General features: G+C 60.5%; 15 protein-coding genes. 6 read left to right on the top strand and 9 right to left on the bottom strand.

Annotated features, from left to right (window positions below):
• Positions 1–3: 3 nt before the first annotated feature.
• From ABH944_RS31565 to ABH944_RS31550, 4 genes are all read right to left on the bottom strand, one after another.
• Complete coding sequence (locus ABH944_RS31565; RefSeq protein WP_404611079.1) at positions 4–1,476, bottom strand: alkaline phosphatase family protein; 1,473 nt, start codon at positions 1,474–1,476, stop codon at positions 4–6.
• A 780-nt stretch (positions 1,477–2,256) separates the two neighbouring features.
• Positions 2,257–4,224 (bottom strand): putative bifunctional diguanylate cyclase/phosphodiesterase, encoded by a 1,968-nt coding sequence (locus ABH944_RS31560; RefSeq protein ID WP_404611080.1) that lies wholly within the window; start codon positions 4,222–4,224, stop codon positions 2,257–2,259.
• Positions 4,221–4,640 carry a YfiR family protein gene (locus ABH944_RS31555; RefSeq protein WP_404611081.1) on the bottom strand — a complete coding sequence of 140 codons (420 nt, stop codon included), beginning with the start codon at positions 4,638–4,640 and terminating at the stop codon, positions 4,221–4,223. The genes ABH944_RS31560 and ABH944_RS31555 overlap by 4 nt, the downstream gene beginning before the upstream one ends.
• A gap of 97 nt (positions 4,641–4,737) precedes the next feature.
• Positions 4,738–6,792: a TonB-dependent receptor plug domain-containing protein gene (locus ABH944_RS31550; protein WP_404659605.1), complete on the bottom strand. Its 2,055-nt coding sequence runs from the start codon at positions 6,790–6,792 to the stop codon at positions 4,738–4,740.
• Positions 6,793–7,190: 398 nt separating this feature from the next.
• Between ABH944_RS31550 and ABH944_RS31545 the strand changes: the two genes are divergently transcribed.
• The gene (locus ABH944_RS31545; protein WP_404611083.1) at positions 7,191–7,640 is read left to right on the top strand and encodes an antitoxin PaaA2 family protein; all 450 of its coding nucleotides are present in this window, start codon (positions 7,191–7,193) and stop codon (positions 7,638–7,640) included.
• A 320-nt stretch (positions 7,641–7,960) separates the two neighbouring features.
• Here the strand turns inward: ABH944_RS31545 and ABH944_RS31540 are convergent, their stop codons facing one another.
• The 3 genes from ABH944_RS31540 to ABH944_RS31530 form a co-directional block, all read right to left on the bottom strand.
• On the bottom strand, positions 7,961–11,221 hold the full coding sequence (locus ABH944_RS31540) for an efflux RND transporter permease subunit (protein ID WP_404611084.1): 3,261 nt from the start codon (positions 11,219–11,221) through the stop codon (positions 7,961–7,963).
• 12 nt (positions 11,222–11,233) lie between these two features.
• On the bottom strand, positions 11,234–12,436 hold the full coding sequence (locus ABH944_RS31535) for an efflux RND transporter periplasmic adaptor subunit (protein ID WP_404611085.1): 1,203 nt from the start codon (positions 12,434–12,436) through the stop codon (positions 11,234–11,236).
• Positions 12,437–12,631: 195 nt separating this feature from the next.
• The gene (locus ABH944_RS31530; RefSeq protein WP_404611086.1) at positions 12,632–14,197 is read right to left on the bottom strand and encodes an efflux transporter outer membrane subunit; all 1,566 of its coding nucleotides are present in this window, start codon (positions 14,195–14,197) and stop codon (positions 12,632–12,634) included.
• A gap of 363 nt (positions 14,198–14,560) precedes the next feature.
• Between ABH944_RS31530 and ABH944_RS31525 the strand changes: the two genes are divergently transcribed.
• The 3 genes from ABH944_RS31525 (at position 14,561) to ABH944_RS31515 (ending at position 17,647) form a co-directional block, all read left to right on the top strand.
• Complete coding sequence (locus ABH944_RS31525) at positions 14,561–14,992, top strand: MarR family winged helix-turn-helix transcriptional regulator (RefSeq protein WP_404611087.1); 432 nt, start codon at positions 14,561–14,563, stop codon at positions 14,990–14,992.
• A gap of 224 nt (positions 14,993–15,216) precedes the next feature.
• Complete coding sequence (locus tag ABH944_RS31520) at positions 15,217–16,506, top strand: multidrug efflux MFS transporter (protein ID WP_404611088.1); 1,290 nt, start codon at positions 15,217–15,219, stop codon at positions 16,504–16,506.
• Between the two features lie 235 nt (positions 16,507–16,741).
• A complete protein-coding gene (locus tag ABH944_RS31515) occupies positions 16,742–17,647 on the top strand; it encodes a LysR family transcriptional regulator (RefSeq protein WP_404611089.1) in 906 nt (301 codons plus the stop codon).
• A 412-nt stretch (positions 17,648–18,059) separates the two neighbouring features.
• Here ABH944_RS31515 and ABH944_RS31510 read toward each other — a convergent pair whose 3' ends face one another.
• Both ABH944_RS31510 and ABH944_RS31505 read right to left on the bottom strand, forming a co-directional pair.
• Positions 18,060–19,427, bottom strand: a complete 1,368-nt coding sequence (locus ABH944_RS31510; RefSeq protein WP_404611090.1) for an ATP-binding protein — start codon at positions 19,425–19,427, stop codon at positions 18,060–18,062.
• On the bottom strand, positions 19,428–20,156 hold the full coding sequence (locus tag ABH944_RS31505; protein WP_404611091.1) for a response regulator: 729 nt from the start codon (positions 20,154–20,156) through the stop codon (positions 19,428–19,430).
• 240 nt (positions 20,157–20,396) lie between these two features.
• Between ABH944_RS31505 and ABH944_RS31500 the strand changes: the two genes are divergently transcribed.
• Together ABH944_RS31500 and ABH944_RS31495 are read left to right on the top strand one after the other, a co-directional pair.
• Positions 20,397–21,113, top strand: a complete 717-nt coding sequence (locus ABH944_RS31500; RefSeq protein WP_404611092.1) for a MipA/OmpV family protein — start codon at positions 20,397–20,399, stop codon at positions 21,111–21,113.
• Positions 21,114–21,223: 110 nt separating this feature from the next.
• Positions 21,224–22,414 carry an SDR family oxidoreductase gene (locus ABH944_RS31495; protein ID WP_404611093.1) on the top strand — a complete coding sequence of 397 codons (1,191 nt, stop codon included), beginning with the start codon at positions 21,224–21,226 and terminating at the stop codon, positions 22,412–22,414.
• Positions 22,415–22,469: the final 55 nt, after the last annotated feature.

Here is a 22,469-nt window from a genome sequence, read left to right as displayed (position 1 = left end):
CTCCTACGGCGACGCCGGGAAACCGAGCGCTGTCGCCTTCGTACGCAGATCGGCAAACCGCCCTCCCTCGTCGGTGGTCACCATCGACTTGGCCGACGGCGCGCCGTTCACCTGCCCATTGTCGATGGACCCGAGGCCCGGCACGCCCAACGCTGCCGCCAGCGAGCACGCGGTGCCGAAGGTGCCTTGCGTTACGGCGATAGCAGGGGCATCGGTGCGCGCGGGGTCCGCGAGATCGAGTGCGTAAGCCATGTTGAACGTGCTCGCGTCGCTTGCGCGCACACCGAGCGGATCAAGGCCGAAGCGCCACGCGAGCAGTTGATGAATAGAGCTAGGATCGAACGGATATCGCGATACCGCATTCGCACGCACACGCGGACCGAGCAACATGCACGGCACGCGAAAACCGAGCCGTCCGTCGTTGCCGAGCGCCTGCTCCGCCGCCGACACCGGCTTCACCGGCGGCGCCACATGCTCCATGAAGCCGCCCCATTCGTCGTAGACAATGATCATGAGCGTACGGCTCCAGGCCGGGCCCGTGCGCAACGCGTCGTAGATCTGGCCGAGCAGCACCTGGCCGTTGCGGATATCGGCGTGAGGATGATCGTCGTTGGACGTGCCGTTCACCTCGCCGGCGAAACTCGGGTCGACCATGCAGAACGAGGGCAACGTGCCCGCTGAGGCATTGGCAAGAAACTCGGCCATCAGCTTCGAGCGGCCGACATAACGCGTCCCGTAAAGCGCGGTGAACGGCACGTCGTGGAAGTAATACGCAGACGAGACGTTTTTCGCATCGAGCCGGTCCCAGATGGTCGGAAGCGTCGACGTATCGTCCGTGTCGCTCAGCCGGTCGGTCTCGCCGCTGTGGAGATACACGCGATTGGGGAAGGTGGGGCCGAGGATGCCGCTCATGTAGTAATCGCACACGGTGTACTGACCGATCGCGCCGCGATAGAAGTCCATGTCCGCTTGCTGAAAATAGCCGACCGGCAGGATATCGCCGCGCGTCAGGCTCGTGTTTGGTGTGAGCAGGAAACCGTTCATTGCGCCATTGGCGAGGTGCACGCGACCAGCGTCATAGGCGTGGTCCGGATCTGCGTAGCCACAGGCCTGAAAACCAAAAGCTGAGTTGGCGGCAAGCGCGAACGGCGTCTGCGTCTGGCCGAAGGCATCGACGAACTGCCGCCCCGCAGGCAGCCCTTCGGCATTGGGCACCCAGCCGAACATGTGGTCGAACGAGCGATTTTCCATCGTCACGAGGACGATGTTATCGATACCGGACGTAGCCGGCTCGGGAAGTACAGGACGCGGAAGGTTGGCTCGGTCGGGAGGAATCTGGCCGATAACGGGGTTTGCCGGCCCCGTGCTGCCGCTCCCACCTCCGCCTCCGCACGCGGATAACGCGACGGAGCTAGCCAGCGCAGCGAGAATCTGACGACGGATGGGATCGGGCGGATTGGAGGGGCGATCACTCATGGCAGTCTCCTTTGGGTGTTTTATGGATGGCAGAGTGGACACGACGACCCGCATTTCTCATGCTTGCGTTCACGATCACCGCGAGTGACCAAGTGCGCGCAGCAGGTATCATTCCCGGCGCTCCGGGGGCGAATGATTTCACCCTTCACTCATCCGCACGTCATGCAAAATGGCATATTGCGGCGCAGAATCATGGTCGCACCTCCTAATGCAAACGGTCCGCGCACGCGTTTCCAACTGCTCGGCGTTGCCGTGGCATTTTTCGATCCATCGCATCGTTTGGTCACGTCCCTCATGGCGAACCTCGAAGTCCGCGTTGGCCGCCGTTGCAGCCATTCTTGCCGCGCTATCCGTTGAAGTCCGCTGCGAGTGCCAGCGACTTCCACAGGGAAGCTAATCGTGCTCGTCAATTCTGCCGGCGAGGGGCCCCGCTATCTCGTCCGCCTATGACAAGATGCTTTTTACTGCTCGTAACTTTTTATTTAGGAAACCTTTTTATTCGTAAAAATCGAGTGATGACACATTATCGGAATTAACAGACAACACCACTTGCTGCGAAGCGATATTCGGACTGCAAACAGCGGGAGCTGATGATGACTTCGACTCACCGTATAGCGCCCCAACGGGCAGGCAGGGTAGCCGCTCGAGCATTCGAGTTCACTGCCTGACGGGGCCTCAGCCCTATAGCACGGAGCATTGCGATCGATGGCCCCGTCTGCACGGCCAGTAATCTGCCGATGGAATGACGGTGCCGCCCATTTTCTCGACCGCCCCCGGGGTTCACACCACCTCGCCGGCCCCGCCTTTTGATGCGGTTTCAGATGCTAAGCACGGTATTGGCGGCGCTACGCCAGCAGCTACCGCAAGCTCCAGTTCGACACCTTCGAGCTGCAGGAGCGCTCGCAACGCGGCCGCATTCATCGGCCGTCCCAGAAGAAAGCCTTGGACGATATCGCATCCCGCTTCTTGCAGCCATGTCAGTTGAGCGCGAGTCTCTACGCCTTCAGCAACGACCGAGAGATTAAAGCCGCGCGCGAGCGCAATGACCGCGCTCGCGATGGTATAGCCGGCCTCCGGCAAGAGGTGGACGAAGCTGCGGTCGATTTTTAGACAATTGATAGGAAACGACTGCAGGTACGCGAGTGAAGAGTAGCCAGTGCCAAAGTCGTCGATTGACAGCCGGACGCCCATCGCTCTCACCGCTTGCATGAAGTCCAGCGCCGCATCGACGTCGTCCATTAACAGACTCTCGGTCAGTTCGAGTTCCAATTGCGCCGACGGCAGGCCGCTCTCATGCAGCGCCGTGCGGACCTGGTCAATAAAATCCTTCTCCCTGAGTTGGCGTGCCGAAACGTTGACTGCCACGCTTAGGGGCGCTCCGCTCGCGCTGCGCCACCCGGTTGCGTCGGAGCATGCACGCAGGAGCACCCAACGCCCGATTTCGTTTATCAGACCGCACTCTTCCGCGATCGGAATGAAGTCGTTGGGCGAAATAAATCCGTCTTCGGGGTGCGGCCATCTGAGTAGAGCCTCCACGCCGACAATCAGTTGCGAAGCACAGTCGAACTGAGGCTGATAGTGCACTTCGAGCTCACCGCACTCCATCGCCTTGCGCAGATCACGCTCGATGCTTACTCGTCGCTGCGTTTCCAACGTCATTTCGCGCTTGAATTCAGCGAACCGGTTCTTGCCCGCGGCCTTGGCGTGATAGAGCGCGACGTCTGCATTACTGATCAGTTCAGAAAGCGTTTGTGCATCGTCTGGGAAGATGCTCACGCCGATGCTTGCTGTTGCGAAGACCTTTTGCCCGTCCAAGTCGAACGGTCGACCAAGTGCGTCGGCCATTCTCCCTGCGATGTTGGCCGCTTCCATGCGATTGCGCACCGGGGACGCGATAACCGCGAATTCATCTCCGCCAATCCGTCCGACGACATCTGATTCTCGAACAGCGTCCCGCAATACCTCTCCCACCATTCGGAGCAGCGCATCCCCGGCACTATGCCCGGCGGTGTCGTTCACCGCTTTGAAATTATCCAAATCAACAATCAGAAGCGCAACTTGTCTTCCCTCCTTGCCCTGCATGTTTATCTGCGTGGCCAAAGTGTCGTAAGTTGCCCGACGGTTAGCGAGCTCCGTGACAGGGTCTGTGTACGCGAGGTAGTCCAGTCGCTCCTCAGCTTTTGCCATGCGTGCTTTCGTCTTGAGAACGACGAGTACGGCCACAAACAATGCTCCGAACGCGGCCACCGCAAATAAACCTACGTATCGGAGCAAACCCGACTGCACGCGGGCAGTACTCGCAACCACAACCACATAGCCAAGTTCCGTCTGTCTGTATTCGACCCGCTTTACGACGGATATCTGCAGCAAGGCGCTGTCGCCGCCCGACACAAGAAGTCGCAGCACCTCCTTCTTGTCGGGAACCATCCCAAGTTTGGCGAATCCCGCGAACAGGTTTCCATCCCGGTCATAGGCCGAAATTGAGAGAAGATAGGGAGGTGGCCTGAACGTGCGCAAAGACTCCGTCGCGGTTTGCTTGTCCCGAAACATCATGGCAGCCGCGAGATTGTCCGCAACGAGCGCTGCTTGCACCTCGACATCGTCGGTAAGCGACTGCCGAAGCGATATAAATTGGAATGCCGCCAAAATGCATCCGGCCACGAAAAGGGCGGTAGCGGCGGCGACAAGTTGTCCCAGACCGAATGTGTCGGCCAACGGTTTTGTGTCGCTCGCGTGTTTCGTTGTCATAGGACGTTCCTCGCAAGCGCCAGGAGCTTCGAACTAAATCGCAATCCATTTCGTTGCGCCTGCACCGTGTCGATATCAAAATGGATGTGATCGTCTTCAGTGACCAGAGTGATCGCCGCACCGTCCGCTCCAGATATCCCGCCGTCGCGCACGACCAATGTCGCGCTCGACGATGCAGGCACGAAGGACTGCGATGCGTCGCTTAACACGGCGACGTCGCAGTCCACCTTTTGGCCAGTGGAGGGCGCATCCCGGACCGTCCACGGCCTGCCACCGATCAGCTTGCCATTCAGCTTCTGCAAGCTGTCCCACATTGGGCTGCGGTGAACGACGCATACATTGAAGGTAGACGAGGCTGATGGTGATTGAGGCCAGTTGGTGAAGAGCGCGAAGTTATAGATGAACGCAGCCTTCAAGGCGGCGTCCTGGACCTGCCCGTGGCATAAGACAGATACGAGCAGGCACACCCCCCCTAGAGAGACGTGGAAGCGGGATCGGGTGGACACACACATCTCAGAATCCGTAGACCAATTTCGCATAGAGCGTACGGCTCTGCTGCTCAATTGCCTGTTGGACAAAGGCGGGCCCTGCAGGGTCTGAATAACGCTTGTTGAACGCGTTGTACACGCTGAGGGAAACAATTGCCCGCGGAATCACTCGGGACGAAGTGACCGTAAGGTTCGCAAGGCAATAACCTCCCGATGTCGAACTTTCGCTGAGCCGGGACGACACGCATTGCAGCTCCGTGCCGAATCGAACCGCGTTATGAAATAACGGGGCAACTGCATTGAGCTTGACAAGGTCGCGTGGCGAGTTTTGGAGTATCGCGCCCGTTTGGCCGTCCTTCGCCAACTGCCAGGAATAACTCGCTCGCACGCGGTAACCATCGCCAAACGACTGTTCTGTCGCGAGTTCCACCCCCGTGGCCTTTGCTTGATCCAGATTCTGATAAATGAGCAATCCGCTGGCAGGATCGGTTTCAAGGGAGATCAGGTTTTTCACCGAGTATCTGAACAGGGACAGCGTCGCGCGTCCCGAATCGGAGAAGGCGTGGTCCAACACGAGTTCGGCCGTCGTGATGTGTTCGGGCTTGAGATCGGGGTTCGGCAATTGTCCGCCGCTTCCCGGCACCGCGTAGTACAACTCATATGCGTTGGGCGCGCGGTACGCCGTACCATAAATGAGTTTGACGGTATCCCTTGAAGTCAGTTTGTAGATGAGCGCCAGGCGCGGATTTACGTTACTGGCTGTGACGCTATCCCAGTCGTACCGCAACCCCGCATTGAGGGCGAAGTTCGCGGGTAGTTGAATCTCATCTTCAAAGTACGCACCTGTCCGATTGCTGGAGCGCTTGTCGTCGAGCAGAGAGACGTAAGGGTTCAGATTGTAGTTGTACTGGTCGCGCCGTGCGTCACGCTGGAAATCAAATCCCGCGACGATTTTCTGGTTCGATATGCTGGTGACGGTGACATGCGCGTCACCGCCATACCAAAGGGCGTGATCTCCGTCGACATTCGTCGTTGGGATTTCACCAGGGTCGATCGCGACGCCCTGATAGTCATATCGTCCCCAATAAGCCTGCGTCGAGACGGCCAATCCGGAATTGATCTGATGTGCGAAAACAGCGTTGATGAAACTTTGCGCGTCATTCGTTGAATTGGGGGTGTTGAAGATCGCTCCGAAAGACCCCGTGGGAACGCCCTTGGTTCGGTTGCTGTGAGCTGCGGAGACCGTGAAGTCGCCGTAGGTTACTTTGGCGAAGAAGTTTTGTGCCCGGTCGTAATCGAGGCCTTGCGCGACGCCGTTATTTTGTTGCGGAGTATTGAATTCAGGGTAGAACAGGTCCTGACCGTCTCGAATGTAGGACGTCGCAGACAGGACGATGTCGGCCCCGTTTTGCCCATGCCAACCGTACGTGGCGCGCGCCCTTTTCTCCCCGTAACTTCCTGCTGCCACCGCAGTCTGGGCGCCATTGATAGCGCTCCCCTTTTTTGTAATGACATTGACCACGCCGAAAAAAGCGTTGGAGCCGTAAACGGCGGACCCAGGGCCCGGCACGTACTCGATACGCTCGACCAGATCCATGTCGATCAACCCTTCGGTCCCAATGGTCGCTTCGTCGTACACGGCGTCGTTGGTCCGGTATCCGTCGATCATTAAGAGAAACCGGCTGTCGTAGTCGCCCGGACGTAAAAACCCGCGTGCTCCCAGGTAAGAGTAATTTCGATCGTTGCTGACATATAGACCCGGCAGCGACGCTAACGCATCGGCCAGTGTTCGCCAGCCGAATTCTTTGATGTCCTGCGCCGTCAAGACGACCACAGCCGACGGTGCTTCGCTGATCGATTGCTCAAACTTGGACGCGGTCGTTATCACGGATACGTCCATCAACTGTTCAAGCGGGAGGGATGTCAAATCCGCGCTGTCCGGCTCGGAGGCCACCGCTCCAGGTTTCGGGTCAACCGGCCCGAGCGTCTCCGACGCATGAGTGACCGAGGACACTGCAAGTAAGGCGACCGCAGGCAGGGCAAATGCCAACATTCCAATTTTTATGAAAGCGCGAGCCATATCATTATTTTTCTGACAGCGCCACAGCGCCTACCTGCCCAATAACGGCATTTTTCTTGCAAACTTGACTCGGCGCGAATGCGAACGGCCCGTTGGCAGGACTCCCCCAAGGCGTTTCTCGAGCTGCGGGCAACGGTTTATCAGGGAGCAATCTCTCGGACGGATTTTGTGTTCCGTTACTCGCCATACCCCTGGCTTCGAGTCGTGGTCATGAAGGCGTTCCCGCTGCCGGAAAGAGACCAGACGGGACGCACTTGATTTAATGAGATCTTTTAATAGGGCCGCAAAGCCACATGGCGCCTAGGCGCTGCCAGGATCAGCCAAAATCGCCGTCACGGTAGCTAATCTTGTGCAACAGTTTATAATTGATTGTGGGGAAATCATCTATAGGTCATGCCATGAAAACGCTAGACGTGTCTCAGGCCGCGGCCGCCGCTCACACGGGGGGCGTTCTGTCGGCCATCCTGAAAGCCGAGGGTGGCTCGTTTTATGTCGAACTGGAGACGCGCACGGCCGGCGTTGCGGTGCTCGTCACATCGAACAACCGACGCCCCCGTGCGTTCCGCAACCCTGTCAAGGCGTTGGAAGTAATTCGTGAGCTTGGATTACAGACTGGCCGTTTCTCGCTTGAAGCATGGCGGCCGGATGAGGTCAAGTTCGAGCGGCAAAATCGCCCCGATCGTGCGCAGGCGATGAAGGCCACACATGCGAGCGCAGCGGCCTACGACACATGGGTGCGTCAGCAGGTACAAGAGGCGATCGACGATCCGCTCCCGACGATCGCCCACGACGATGTAATGGGGAAAGCTGATGCGCGCATCGAGGCGATGCGAAAGGGCAAGCGATGAAGTGGTGACCATCCTGCGTGTAAAACATGCGCGTCAGCAGTGGGCGTGACCGGAAGCTGCCCAGGACAATCACCGTCGCGCCCGCTTACGATGCTCTGCTCGTCGTGCCACACCTTTTTGAAATACCTTGGGGGTATGGAGCGAATAATCTTCTTCGGATGACCGGCCCGTTTGCCGCCGCCAAAATGCACGACGACCTGAACGAGCGCCAGCGCCGCAATCACAGGAATCGCGGTACTGGCCGGCAACGCGTGTTCCATGACAACAAGAAACGGCGCCGCCGTGAGAATGACCGACGACACGAAGCCTGAAATTCAAGGTCACGCACTGCCCTCAGCCTCGTCGGGCGTTTCATCGTGACGATGAAGCTTATGTGACGCTTCATCGAGTTTGTCGCCAAGCACCCGTCGAACCGCCACGTAGAACACCGGGATCAGCAGCAAGCCAAAAACGGTGGCGAACAGCATGCCGCCAATCACGCCGGTACCGATCTCGTGACGCGAGGACGCGCCCGCACCGGTCGACAGCACCAGCGGCACGACACCCAGGATGAAAGCCATCGACGTCATCAGGATCGGGCGCAGCCGCAACCTCGCTGCATGGAGCACCGCGTCGAACAAGGTCTTGCCCTCGTTTTGTCCCTCCACGGCGAACTCCACGATCAGGATTGCATTCTTCGCGGCAAGCCCGATCACGGTCACCATGCCGATCTTGAAGTAGATATCGTTCGGTATGCCACGCATCATGCAGAAGACCGCCATACCCAGCAGGCCCAACGGCACCACGAGCAAAACCGAGACCGGAATCGACCAGCTCTCGTAAAGCGCTGCAAGACACAGGAACACGATCACGATCGACAGCACCATTAACTGGGTCGCCGAATTGCCGGCCAATACTTCCTGGTATGACTGCCCCGTCCAGTTCGCCGCGAAGCCCGCCGGCAACGATTTGTCGACCATGCCCTGCAGCACGTCCATGGCCTGGCCGGTGGAATAACCAGGCGCCGAATTACCCACGATCTCGACGGCCGAATAACCGTTGTAGCGCGGCAGCGCCTGCGGTCCCACCCCCCAGTCCGCCTTCACCACGCTCGAGAGCGGCACCATGTTGTACGGGCTGATCGACGTGTTGCTCGCCGACGGATTGACGGTCGTCAGATTGCTGACGGTAGTGGTCGCCGATCCGGTGGTGCTGGCCGTGCCCGACGCTGCGTTGGCAATGCCGCTCGGCGTATAGGAGTGCTGCAATGCATCCAGCCCCATCCGGAACGGTGCGTCCGCTTCGAGATAAACGCGTTTGACACGGCCGCCGTACGTGAACTGATTCACGTAGAAAGGCGCGAGTTGCATCTGGATCGCGTCATAGACGTCGGTCAGCGAGAGCCCCATCGACTGAGCCTGCACGCGGTCCACCGCCACATTCAACTGGGTCGCCGCGGGCAGCGAGTTGGGTCGAATGCCGTACAGCACCGAACTCTTGGCCGCCGCTCCCAGCAACATGCCTTGAGCCTGGGCAAGCTGTGCACGCGTCTGTCCCGACCGCGCCTGCAGGTACATGTCGATACCGCCAAACTGGCTCAGACCGCGAATGGTCGGCAGGTTCACCACGAAAATCTGCGCGTCCGGAATGCCGTGCAGGATCATGTTGGCCTGCCCGATCAACTGCATGGCGGTCCTGTCGCGCTGGCCCCAGTCCTTCAGCTTGATAAAGGCCATGCCGCTGTTTTCGCTGTTGCCCACGAAGCTGAAGCCCTTGACCGCGAACATGCCGTCGATGTCTTTCGCTATCGCGCTATGACTCAGCTTGTCGCTGATTTCATCCATCACCGAGCTGGTGCGTTCGAGCGTCGCCCCCGACGGGAGGTTGACGATGGCCAGCATGAAACCCTGATCCTCGTCCGGGACGAAGCTCGTCGGCAACCGCGTATACATGAACCCTGCGAGCGCGGCGAGCAGCACGAACAGGATCATCCAGCGCGGCGCGTGGCGGACCGCGCGCCCGACCTGGCCGTGATACCCGTGAGTGAGCCGGTCGAACCCCTGGTTGAACCAGCGGAAGACGACGTTCTTGTGCTCATCATGGTTCGCTTTCAGAATGGCGGCGCACAGGGCCGGCGTAAACGACATCGCCAGGAATGCGGACATTGCCATCGAAATCGCGATGGTCAGCGCAAACTGCGCATAGATGATCCCGGTCGCGCCCGGCTGCAGCGCGGACGGCACGAACACCGCCGTCAGCACCACCGTGATTGCGATAATCGCGCCGGTGATCTGCCCCATTGCCTTGCGCGTGGCAGCCTTGGGGTTGAGCCGCTCTTCGCTCATGATCCGCTCGACGTTCTCGATGACGACGATTGCGTCGTCAACCACAATGCCGATTGCGAGCACCATGCCGAACAGCGTGAGCTGGTTGATCGTGTAATGCAGTATCGACAGCCCGATGAACGTGCCAAGCAGGGCCACCGGAATAACCAGCGTCGGAATGATGGTGGCGCGGATGTTCTGCAGAAAGATCAGCATCACGATGAACACCAGCCCGATTGCTTCGGCGAGCGTGCGCACCACGTCGGTGATCGACGCCGTGATGAATGGCGTGGTGTCGTACGGCACGCTCCAGGTCACGCCGGGCGGCAGATCTTTTGCCAGCGTCGCCATCTCCTCCTTGACCGACTTGGCGACCGCCAGCGCGTTGGCGCCCGGCAGCAGATACACGCCCATCCCGCCCGCCGCCTTGCCGTTATAGGCCGCAGCCGAGCCGTACGATTGCGCCCCGAAATCAATCCGGGCCACGTCACTGAGGCGAACGACGGTACCGTCGGTGTTGGTCAGCAGGATGATGTCGCGAAACTGCTGTAGCGACGAAAACAGGCTGTCTCCCGACACGGTCGCGGTAAACACCTGTCCCTTGACCGCGGGATCCGAGCCCAATGCGCCGGTTGCGAACTGCGCATTCTGCGACGTGACCGCATTGAGCACCTGGGTGGTCGACAGCCCGTAACCCTGCAGCTTGTCGGGGTCCAGCCAGATCCGCAGCGCGTACTCCGAACCCAGCATGAACGTGTTGCCGACGCCGTTCAGACGCGCGATCACCGGCTGGATCTGCGAGGCGATGATGTCGCTCAGCCGCGACGCATCAATAGACGGATCGGAAGACTGCAGCCCGATGAACAGCAGGATGTCGGGGCTGGCCTTGGCGACCGTCACGCCCTGCTGGGTCACCGCGGCCGGCAGCAAGGGGTTCGCCAGGGTGACGCGGTTCTGCACCTGAACCTCGGCAATATCCGGGTTGGTGCCCGTCGCAAAGCTCAGCGTGATCGTCGCGGTGCCGTTGCTGCCGGATGACGAACTGAAGTACAACAGGTTGTCGATCCCGGTGAGCTGCTGCTCGATCACCTGGGTGACCGTCGACTCCATGGTCGTCGCGTTCGCGCCGGGATAGGTCGCCGTGACCGTGACCTGGGGCGGTGCAACGTCGGGATAGGAATCCACGCCCATGCGCTGCATGAGAATGATGCCGATCAGGCAGATCAGGATCGGAATCACCCAGGCGAAGACGGGACGGTCGATAAAGAAACGTGGCATGAGGCAGACTCCTTAAGCGTGGTCAGCGGATGCCTGGGGGGCATTGCTTCCGTTCGAAGCCGCGCTTGGTGACTGCCAGGGCACCGGCTTGGCCTGCCCGCCGACCTGGACGGCCTGCAGACCCGTCACGACGACCTGATCGCCGTTGTCCAGGCCATTCGTGACGATCCAGTTGTTGCGATAACTGTCTCTCGTCTCGACAGTCTTTCGCTTCACCTTTCCGTCCGGCCCCACGACCAACACATAGGCGCCGGCGGTGTCGCGCTGCAAAGCCTGCTGCGGGACCAGGAAGACGTTGTGCTGCTGGCCGAGATTGACGTCCAGCGTCACATACATGCCGGGCAGCAGCTGGTGCTGGGGATTCGGCACGCGCGCGCGCAAGCTGACGGAGCCCGTGGCCGAACTCACGGCGACATCGGAGAAGTCCAGCGTGCCTGACTGGTCATAGGCGGTGCCGTTGGGCAATACGATCTGGACCTTGGTCTCGTCCTGGGCAGACAGGGCGACGTTGCCCAGTCCCTGCGCCTGGCGCAGCGTCACCAGATCCGCCGCGCTCATCGAGAAGTTGACGTACAGGGAATCGATCTGGTCGACGGTAGTGAGCGAGGTGCCGCTGGAGCCGGCATCGCTGGTGCTGCTGCCGACGACAGCGCCCTCGGTCACCTGTTGCTGGCTGGCAATGCCATCGATCGGCGAAACGACCTTCGTATAGCCGAGATTGATCCGCGCGCTTTGAACCGACGCCTGGTCAGCCTTGACCTTGGCGGCGTCGGTGCGCACGGTCGCATCGGAATTGTCCACGGTTTGTTGCGACACCGAACCGACCGGCAGCAACTTGTGGTTGCGCTCCGCCGTCACGCGGTCGTTGGCATACGTGGCCTGGTCGCCGGCAAGCGTGGCGAGACTATTGTTAAGCGCGGTCTGGTAGAAGGTCGGATCAATCTCGAACAGCAACTGCCCTTTCTTGACCGCACCGCCTTCCTTATAGGCACGCCTGATCAGCACGCCCGACACACGAGCGGTCACGTTGGCGCTCATGTAGGCCGACAATCGGCCGACCAGATTTTTGGTGAGCGGTGTGCTTTGCGGCGCGACTGTCACCACGCCGACCTGCGGCGGCGGGGGCGCAGGAGGCGGCCCGCTCTTGCTGCAAGCGGCAACGGCAATCACGCCCAGGCAAAGCAGGGGTACACGCAGTGTTGATAGCTTATTCATTGAAACTCCATTCTTGCTTGAGCTCGATAGCAGCCGGTCGGGACACGTTTTGCGTCGTTTTCGCCGTGGTGGGCGGAAACGGAAATAAAATGTTCATCTTGAGATGACGGGCACGGCCAATCCCGGTTGCAACACAAGAAAGGGATCGAACCGGGCATGGCGGACTCATGCAGCCACACGTTCGGCGGCCGCACCTTAATGCGCCGAGGCTTCCGTTACTGATGGATCGGCTTTCGGCCCGCTCGCCGACGGCGCACCGGTACTCACCGCTCCCCCTTGCGCCTCGTCCCATTGCCAGCCGCCGCCCAGGTCCTTGATCATCGTGACGCTGGCCTGCGTCAGCGAGGACTGGGTATCTTTCAGGTTCTGTTGCGCCTGCAGCAGCGTCAGCTGCTGCGTCAGCAGGCTCTGCTCGCTCGCGCTGCCGACCTGAAACTGAGCATGCTCGCTCGAGAAGAGCTGCTGGTTACGCTGATAGATATTGGCGAACGCCTGCTCCTGCTGCTGCAGGTGATTCCAGTTCGACAGACCGTCCTCCACGCTCTCGAATGCGCTCAGGACGGTCCCGCGATAGGCGGCCACGTCTCCGTCGTAAGTCGCCCGCGCTTCCCGCACCGCCGCCGTGCGCGCACCGCCGTCGAAGATCGTCGCGGCCAGATCGGGGCCCAGGGTCCAGATGCGGTTGGGCAGCGAGAACAGGTGGGCAAGCGTGTTGTGCTGGAACTCGCCTTGAGCCGACAGATCGAGCGTCGGATAGAACGCCGCTTCGGCGGCGCCGATCTTTGCGTTCGCCGCCGCTGCCGTGCGCTCGGCGCTGACCACGTCGTAGCGTCGTTCGAGCAGCTGCGAAGGCAGGGCAAGCGGCACCACCGGCGTCACGAAGGCGTAATCCGGCCGCGGCGTCAGGGTAAAGCTGCCTGGCGGCACACCGATCAGCACGGCAATCGCATGTTCAGATTGCTCACGCGCCGTCTGCGTGGTCTGCAGGTCGGCGATCACCAGTTCCAGCGAGTCCTGTGCCACCAGCACTTCGTCGTTCGACTGGGTACCCTGGATAAAGCCCGCCCGCGTCATGTCGAGGATGCGCTCGTCAATATGCTGCTGCTGTTTGAGCGATTCGATGTCGAAATCGTCTTGCCGCAGCAGAAAATAATCGGTCGCGAGCGTAGCCGAAATCGACAGGCGCTCTCCCGCGAGTTGGGCGTCGCTTGCCTGAGCGCTGGCTTTGCTCGATTCGACTTCACGCCGGATTTCGCCCCACAGGTCAAGCTCCCAGCTCGCCGCCACGTTTGCGTTGACGGAATTGGACACGCCCGCGCGGGTGGCTGTCGTGCTACTGCCGACCGCACCCGCCCCTACACCGGTTCGCGAGCCGGACAAGCCCGCGGTGACCGTAGGGAACAGGCTCGCCCGGTTGGCTTCAACCGTCGCCTGCGCGAGGCGATAGGCAGCCTCCGCCTGTGCGATCGACTGATTGGCCTTGAGCGCCTTGCCAATCAGGTCCGTGAGCTGATCGTCCTGGTACGCGAGCCACCAGGTGCTTGTCAGCGACCCCTGGGGATTCGCCTGCGCCCGCTGCCAGTCGACTCCTTCCTTGAAAGTGGCGGGAATCTCGACGGTTGGTTTCTGGTAATCCGGGCCGACCGCGCAGCCGGCGACGCCCAGCGCAACCAGTCCGATACCGCAACGCCGCCACGCGTTTCCCACGATCCGGGATAGAACCCCACCAGCGTTTCGTATCGGGAACTCATTCAGTGTCATATTCTTCTGTCCGCCAACGGAGATATTCGCGAGCATTACCTTGCAAAATAATTGAAAGTAATCCGAAGTATTTAGAAAGAAAAGTCCCGAAAGACATCAATCACCTATCCACCTCTTTTATCTCGCACCACCCACAGACAACGCGTCATCCTGAGAGTTAGCGCATAGCATAATCTCAGTAGAAGTTTCCCGCAGATGTGGGCATGACACCCCGTATGGCGCGTATCTTTTCGAAAGGTTGAGCAAGCAACCGCGATTAGATATCATCTAATAAATTATCAATTGATACTAAATTAGATGTCAAGAAAAAGTGTTCCGGCCGAATTGTCCGCTAGCGTTCCTGTCTCTCCGGAGAGCAGCCAGTTGCTTGTTGTCTTTGGCAAATTCGGTCTGGCTTATCATCGCTGGGCGCGTTCGCACCTGCCGGTCGACGCCGGCTTGACCGTGCCTCGCGCCACCATGCTGCTGGGTCTGGCGACAAAGGCGGAGCGCGTCAGCATGGGAGAGCTGGCGGAGTTTCTCGAGATGTCACCCCGTAATGTGACAGTCCTCGTTGACGGCCTCGAAAAAGAGAATCTGGTGCGGCGTGTGCCTCACGAGCGTGATCGCCGCGCCACGCTCATCGAGATCACAGAGGACGGAAAACGAGTCGTGGAAAAAACACTTCTGCCGTCGCAACTCGCAATAGCGGAGCTGTTCGAAGATCTGACCCCGCGAGACAGGAAGGATCTCATCCGGCTTATGATGAAGCTGCTTACTTCATTACAGGCCCGCGGTGTTGAAGCGCCGGCTTAGTTCGAGCCTTCGGTGACGTCTTAGGTCACGTCTTCTGTCACGTGACCGAACCCTGCCGGGTAGTTGCAATACCGGTATAGACAGCGGACTGGTTGCGCCGCGGTTCACGCCTTACGATCCGGGTTGAAGCCCGCTCGCTTCGTCACTTTGCGCGGGACGGTTGTTCCGGCCCTCTGGAAGTTGCCGGGCAACACTCAACCTCCCGCGCTGACCCGGACAGACTGATGAACAAACAAACCGCAAGCGCCCGTCAAGATGATTTCCCGGCCGCGGAGGAATTCACTCACTGGCGGCGCAATCTCATCGTCTGCGTATTTGGATCGTTCACGACCATCGTGGCCATGACGCTCATGCTGCCATTCCTGCCGCTTTACGTGGAACAGCTCGGCGTCAGGGATCATGCTGCGATCGTCCAGTGGTCCGGCGTCGCTTACGGTGCGACGTTTTTCACTGCCGCGCTGACCGCGCCGCTGTGGGGCCGGCTTGCCGACCTCTACGGCCGCAAGCCGATGCTGATCCGCGCCAGCCTCGGCATGGCCGTCATCATGTCGTTGATGGGAATGGCGCATAACGTCTGGCAACTTGTGGGCCTTAGACTTGTTGCGGGCTTGCTCGGCGGATTTGCGTCGGGTTCCACCGTGCTGGTCGCCACCCAGACACCCAAGGATCGATGCGGCTGGGCGCTTGGTGTCCTGTCTTCCGGCATCATGGCCGGCAATCTGGTGGGTCCGATCATTGGTGGCTCACTGCCGCCGCTGATCGGAATCCGGTCGACCTTTCTCGCCTCGGGCGCTCTTATTTTCATTACATTCCTGGCGACCGTATTCTTCGTCAAGAACGAGCGTCACCCGGGCGTGAACAAGAAGGGCAAGCGGCGTGGCAGTTGGGCCGAGATCGCGGACAAGCGGCCGACGGTCGCCATGCTGGTGACCGGCATGCTCCTGATGCTGGCAAACATGTCGATCGAGCCGATCATCACCGTTTATGTGGCGCAGGTGGTCGATGTGCATCAGGTCACGTTTGTAGCGGGACTGGTGATGTCGGCCGCGGCATTGGGCAGCATTCTCTCGGCCTCGTACCTCGGCAAGCTCGCGGATCGCGTAGGGCACTGGAACGTCATTATCGCCTGCCTCGCGGTCGCGGGCGTCCTGCTGATCCCGCAGGCGTTCGTCACGCGGGGCTGGCAATTGGTCGTGCTGCGCTTCCTGATGGGCCTGGCGCTCGGCGGACTGCTGCCTTGCGTTGCCAGCGTGATCCGGCACAACGTGCCGGCGTCCGTTGCGGGAAATATGCTGGGTTATTCGACGTCGGCGCAATATACCGGGCAGGTTGCCGGACCGCTTGCGGGCGGTTTTGTCGGAGGGCATTTCGGCATGCGGGAAGTGTTTTTCGGCACCTCGGCCCTGATGATCGCGGGCGCCATTTATAACTGGATCCTTAGGGCAGCCATTGTCGATAAAACTGCTAAGCCAACGCTAGGCGGTGCAATCGAACAAGTCGCCAAGGACCGTTGAAACGCAGGGTTTCCCGGGCTCCGGATGCTGAATCCGCCGGGCGCTGGAGAAACGGTTCCATATCGGCAAGCGCCCTCGTTTGCCGGCTCGCTCATTCCCCATGCCACAATCACGCCCGGCGCCTCCATGAAATGCGGGCGCCGGACACCTCCTCATGCAATGTCCTGTGCCCGTCCTTCGGAGCGATTCGGACGTGTTGGCACTACCGCTGGATCTTTAACCACTTGAGGCTTGCATGGAGCTGCGACAACTCCGCTATTTCATCGCGGTAGCCGAAGAAATGAACATCACGCGCGCGGCCGGTCGCCTGCATATGACGCAGCCGCCGCTCAGCCGGCAGATCCAGCAGATTGAAGAAAGCGTCGGGTTGCCGCTGTTCGAGCACGGCTCACGGCCTTTGCGCCTGACCGAAGCGGGCCGCGTTTTCTACGCGCAGGCCAAGCGCCTGATCGATGAAAGCGACGAACTCGTTCCGCTCACGCGCAGGCTCGCGCAACTCGCCGAACGCATTGTGATCGGCTTCGTACCGTCCACGCTTTATGGTGCGCTGCCACAGGTGATCCGCGCATTTCGCGAGGCTGCTCCGCAGATCGAATTGTCGTTGATCGAGATGTTCACGCTTGAACAGCTCGGTGCATTAAAGGGCGGACGGATCGATGTCGGTTTTGGACGATTGCGTTTCGACGACGTGCAACTCACGCGCGAAGTACTGGTCGAGGAACGGATGATTGCCGCGCTGCCGGAAGATCATCCATTAGCGGCCGCTTCGGTGAAAGTGACGCTGGAGGATATGGCCCGCGAGACGCTGATTGTCTATCCGAGTTCGCCGCGTCCGAGTTATGCGGACCAGCAGTTATCCGCACTGCGTGATCATGCGCTGGAACCGGCCGCCGTACACGAAGTACGGGAGCTGCAGACGGCGCTTGGACTCGTGGCGGCGCGAGTGGGTGTGTCGCTTGTACCGGAGAGTGTCGATGGTTTAAGGGTGCATGGGGTGGTCTACCGGCACCTGCCTGAACCCGGCCCCACGTCACCGATCATCATGAGCCGCCGTCTTCAGGACGAAGGCCAGACCACCGCCCTCTTCTGTTCCATCGCGCGTGACCTGTTCCGCCGTGGCCAGGCTTTTGCGAACCGCTAGTCGATGCATCAAAAAAAAGTCCCACCCGGGCGGGATGGGACTTGAAGCGCGACGAGGATGATTTCGTCGCGGGACACACCCTCGGAAGGGTGACGCTAGTGTCTCCGCATTCGTGCCGAAAGGAAATAATGCCGGCCTCGATCTGACAACATTTAACGATTGGCGGTGGGTTTTGGTGGTGGACGGGTCTTGAGTTCCGTGTGCCGCTCACGCGGAGTCCGCTAACGCGCAACGGTGCGCTTAGCGTGACTAAGCAGGCAAGCGCTTACTAACGGACAAGGGCCGCGCAAGGATACGATCGAATGCGCCGCGTGGTATGCCGCGAAACCCGCGTCATGGGGCATGTGTAAACACAAGCCCCCCGCCCGTTATTTTGCCGACAGGCGACAGGGTCACGAGGACTGACCATCCATCAGACCATGAGCTTGGTCGCGAACCCTCTCTTGTCCTGGATGGCGGTCGCGCCGCCCGGGGTTCCTACCGCTGCAGGCAAAGGCACGGATGGCAAAGTGATCAGGAAACGCGCGCCACCCGACGCGGACTCTTCCAGCCGTACCTCACCGCCGTGGACCAGGGCCACCCGGTGCACGATGGCCAGACCAAGCCCGAAGCCGCCGGTGTGCCGGTCGCGGCTTGCATCGAGCCGATGAAACGGTTCGAAGATACGCGAGCGCTCCGTGATCGGGATACCGGGGCCGTCATCGTCCACGATCAGCACGAGCGCGCCCGCCGGCCCGAGGCAAGCACTCAGCGAAATGGCGTGCCGCGCGTAGCGGGTGCTGTTGCGGATCAGGTTCAACAATGCCCGCGCGACCAGCTTCGGATCGCAGACATGACTAACGGGCGCGCCGGCTGTGATGACCGACAGGGACAACGCGCGGTCAGCGACGTCATGGGCCATGCTCGCCGCCACGCTGTCCAGCAATTCACTTACGGACACCTGCATCAGCACCATATGCGCCGCGCCTTGTTCAAGCCGGCTCAACGTCAGCAGTTCGGTGACGAGCTCATCGAGTTCACGCACATCGCGGCGCAGCGCAAGCTGACGTTCGCGCTGCCGCTCCGGGGATTCAGGCGACTGCAACAGCGCAAGGCCGAATTCGAGGCGTGCAAGAGGCGTTTTCAGCTCATGCGAGATGCCGTGCATCATGTCGCGCTGATGCAGGATCGACGCTTCAATCTGCCGCGCCATTTCGTTGAACTGCTTTGAAAGGTCGTAGATATTCGATTTCTTCGACAGATCGGCGCGGGTCGACAATTGGCCTCTGCCGAACGCGCGGGCAGCAGCCTCGAGCTTCCTCAGGTCGCGCCAGTGATAGTGAACCCACAGGACGACGGACAACAGCGTCGCGAGCGCGACCAGGCTATAAGCCAGCGCCTTGATGTCCAGGTTGCCGGGCTCATCGGGATGGGCATGGACGATCGTGCCGTCGGGCAACGGCAGGTAGTAATCCTTGGCATCCATGCTGAGCACCAGCTTGCCATCCCGAAGGTCGCGCAACTGCTCGGTGTCGAGAACAGGGATCACGTCTTTCATCGTGAGCAGGCTGAAACCCTCTTCACCATGTTGTTGCAGTTCAGCCAGTGCCGCCGCCCGCTGCTCACCAGGATGCCGTTCAAGATAATCGGTCAGCACGAACGCATAGGCTTTTACGCTGTCACGTACGTTCTGGGTGACCCGATGATGAAACAGTTGCGAGAACGATTGATCGACGAACACGATAGCCAGGCCGCCGCCCAGCAACACGATCAGATACAGGCGGATCAGGGAACGCAGCATTCAATCCTCCCACGCAGACGGGCTGAATAGATAACCGCGGCCCCAGATCGTCTTGATCTTGTGCGGCTCCGGTGATGCGTCTTCGAAGCGGCGCCGCAGCCGCGAGATACCGGAGTCGACGGTGCGGTCCAGCCCGTCGAATTCGATGCCGCGCAATTGCTTGAGGATATCGTCGCGGCTCAGCACGGTACCGGCGGCGCGCGCGAGAATCACGAGCAGGTTGAACTCGGCGGTCTTCAGGTCGATGTCCTGGCCGCGCCACGTCACGGTCCGGTTCGGCGGCGAGATCACCAGTTCGCCGAACGTGAGCGTGCCGGCATCCACGGCCGGCATGATGACTTCCTCCGCCGGCTGCGAGCGCCTGAGCAGCGCTCGTGCGCGCGCCACCAGCACACGCGGTTCGATCGGCTTGACGACATAGTCGTCCGCGCCGGTTTCAAGTCCGGCAACCTGGTCGAAGACATCGACACGAGCAGTCAGGATCAACACCGGCACGCTCGAAAAACCGCGAATGCGCCGGCACACTTCCATGCCATCCATGTTGGGCAGCATCAGGTCGAGAATCACCAGCGCCGGTTTATGCTCGCGTACGGCAGCCACGGCAATATCGCCACGCCGCACAATGGTCACAGCAAATTCATAGCTATCCAGATACTCCGCGACCAGTTGCGCGAGACGGTCATCGTCCTCGATCAGCAACACGTTGTACTTGGGCGAGACCTCGTTCATCTTTCTTCTCCGCACTTGCACACTAGCAGCCGTCGATTCTATCCTCGCGCGCGTATGGAAGGGCCGCCCGCAACACTCAAGGACACTTGAACACAATTCAGCACAAATTCGCTCAACTTCAAAACAGACACCGGTCAGCGGCGTACCTAGACTGCGGCTTCTCTCCTAAAAAAAGACCTGACCGTGCGCAAACGCCTTTCTTATCTTTGCCTCCCCCTGCTTGGCCTGACGTGTTCCTCCATGGCGCACGCCGAGAATTTCTATACCTTCGGACTGGGAACCGGAGTCGCACCGCGTTACCTTGGCAGCAAGGACTACCGTGGCCTGGTCGCACCGGTCTTCTCCGCTGAATTTTCCAACGGCTTTTTCATCAGCCCGTTCGAAGGCGCCGGCTATAAAAAGACCTTCGCCAATGGCATGTTCGTCTCGACCGCGCTCGACTATGACTTCGGCCGCAGCGACAGCAACCGCGCGGACCTGCCCGGCTCGAACTACCTGAAAGGCATGGGCCGCATTCCCGGCTCGCTGATGATGTCGTTCCAGGTCGGCGCCACCGTGTTCGGCGATACCACCATCAGCGTGACGCTCGACCAGCCGCTCACCCACACCACGCGCGGCGTCAGCGGACACCTCGACATCACCAAGCCGGTCCTGCACACCGCCACCAACGACATCAGCATCACAGGCAGCCTGCACGCCGGCAGCGGCCGCTATACGCAGACCTTCTTCGGCGTCACCGAAGCGCAGTCCGCGAGCAGCGGTTTCCGGCCTTACTCGGTCAAGGCTGGTTTCGACAACGCGACAGTCTCGGCCGCATGGACCTATTCCTTTACGCCGAAATGGTCGCTGCGCACATCGGGCGGCCTGACACGCATTCTCGGTTCGTCCGCCGACAGCCCGATCGTGCAAAAGAAGAACGCTTATTTCGCAACGACAGCAGTGACCTATCGATATTAGGCGTGGCGCTATCAGGTATCAGGCGCGGCATCGGCGCGGCGACCATCCGCTGCCCGCCGCTATTGGCCGCGCTTGGCCACTACTTATTTTGCTTCTGAACGGAGAACGCTATGTTTGCATGGCAAACCCCTCTGTCCACCGCCTGGCAAGACAGCCTCACGTCGTCCACGCGCATGCATGTGGTGGGCATCGACCGGCTGGTGCTGACCGGCGCCACCGGTTTTATCGGCGGCACTGTGCTGGTGACGCTCATGAATGCCGGGCTGATCGAACGCCTCGTGTGCCTCGTGCGCGCGGCGAACAAGGCCGAGGCGCTGACCCGCCTGCGCGTATCCGCCATCCGTTGCGGCCTGCCCCACGTCCGCGCGCAACGGCTGACCGAGGCGAACGTGATCGTGGGCGACCTGGGCGGCGATTTTACGGAAGCGGATCTCGCCCGCCTGACGGAGGCGTCCCATGTGATCAACTGCGCAGCCATGGCGTCGTTCTCCACGAACCCGCAAGTACTCGAAATCAACGTGCGCGACACGTTGCGTTTCGCGTCGCACTTTGCCGACAGCAAGACGCTGCGGCGTTTCCTGCACGTCAGCACGGCCATGGCATGCGGCACGCAGTGCAGTCCGGTCGTGGCGGAATCCACGTTCACCCATACCGGAAACGAGAGCGAAACGAACCATCTCGTTCCCTATACGCAAAGCAAACGCGACGTCGAGCGGCTCCTGCGCATCTACTACCCGTCGTTGCCGGTGGTCGTGGTGCGGCCATCGATTGTCGTCGGGCATACGGTGCTGGGCACGTTGCCGTCGGCGAGCATCTTCTGGGTGTTTCGCGTGGTGCACGGCGCGCGGCGTTTCAGCGCAAAAGCGATGACCCGGCTGGATGTGGTTTCAGTCGACGATTGCGCCCGCGCACTGGCCCTGCTCGCCGTCAAGCCGAAGCTGGCGTTCGATACGTACCACGTATCGGCCGGATCGGAGGCACCGACCATCGGGCAGATTATCGGCGCAATGGACGAAGCCACGGGCGTATCGGGGAAACGCTATTCCATCTGCGCACCGCGGGATTTCCGCAGGATCGCGTGCGAGGTGGTCGGGCGTCAGGACTCAGGCGTGGCCCGCGTGATCGAACATGCGCTGGGTCTCTACGCGGGGTTCGCCAACCTGGACTATCAGTTCGATAACAGCCGCCTGCGTGATGAGATCGGCTTCGAGCCCTTGCCGTTTGTCGACTACGTGAGCGAATGCGTGCGGACGTCGCGCGGCGTGGGGATCGTCGAGCAGATGCGCTGGGATTTTAAATAGAGCGCTCAGGTAGAGAACACAAGTAAGGGGCGCACGCGCCCTTCTTCGCCGCACA

The sequence above is a fragment of the Caballeronia udeis genome (genome assembly GCF_044909315.1).
GTDB lineage: Bacteria > Pseudomonadota > Gammaproteobacteria > Burkholderiales > Burkholderiaceae > Caballeronia > Caballeronia udeis_A.
The sequence above is the reverse complement of the archived record's forward strand: the minus strand, read 5'-3'. Positions and strand labels throughout refer to the sequence as shown.

Coding starts and splice junctions, on each gene's coding strand:
- ABH944_RS31565 (WP_404611079.1), bottom strand. CDS start 1,476: ATGAGTGATCGCCCCTCCAATCCGCCCGATCCCATCCGTCGTCAGATT.
- ABH944_RS31560 (WP_404611080.1), bottom strand. CDS start 4,224: ATGACAACGAAACACGCGAGCGACACAAAACCGTTGGCCGACACATTC.
- ABH944_RS31550 (WP_404659605.1), bottom strand. CDS start 6,792: ATGGCTCGCGCTTTCATAAAAATTGGAATGTTGGCATTTGCCCTGCCT.
- ABH944_RS31545 (WP_404611083.1), top strand. CDS start 7,191: ATGAAAACGCTAGACGTGTCTCAGGCCGCGGCCGCCGCTCACACGGGG.
- ABH944_RS31540 (WP_404611084.1), bottom strand. CDS start 11,221: ATGCCACGTTTCTTTATCGACCGTCCCGTCTTCGCCTGGGTGATTCCG.
- ABH944_RS31535 (WP_404611085.1), bottom strand. CDS start 12,436: ATGAATAAGCTATCAACACTGCGTGTACCCCTGCTTTGCCTGGGCGTG.
- ABH944_RS31530 (WP_404611086.1), bottom strand. CDS start 14,197: ATGACACTGAATGAGTTCCCGATACGAAACGCTGGTGGGGTTCTATCC.
- ABH944_RS31520 (WP_404611088.1), top strand. CDS start 15,217: ATGAACAAACAAACCGCAAGCGCCCGTCAAGATGATTTCCCGGCCGCG.
- ABH944_RS31515 (WP_404611089.1), top strand. CDS start 16,742: ATGGAGCTGCGACAACTCCGCTATTTCATCGCGGTAGCCGAAGAAATG.
- ABH944_RS31510 (WP_404611090.1), bottom strand. CDS start 19,427: ATGCTGCGTTCCCTGATCCGCCTGTATCTGATCGTGTTGCTGGGCGGC.
- ABH944_RS31505 (WP_404611091.1), bottom strand. CDS start 20,156: ATGAACGAGGTCTCGCCCAAGTACAACGTGTTGCTGATCGAGGACGAT.
- ABH944_RS31500 (WP_404611092.1), top strand. CDS start 20,397: ATGGCGCACGCCGAGAATTTCTATACCTTCGGACTGGGAACCGGAGTC.
- ABH944_RS31495 (WP_404611093.1), top strand. CDS start 21,224: ATGTTTGCATGGCAAACCCCTCTGTCCACCGCCTGGCAAGACAGCCTC.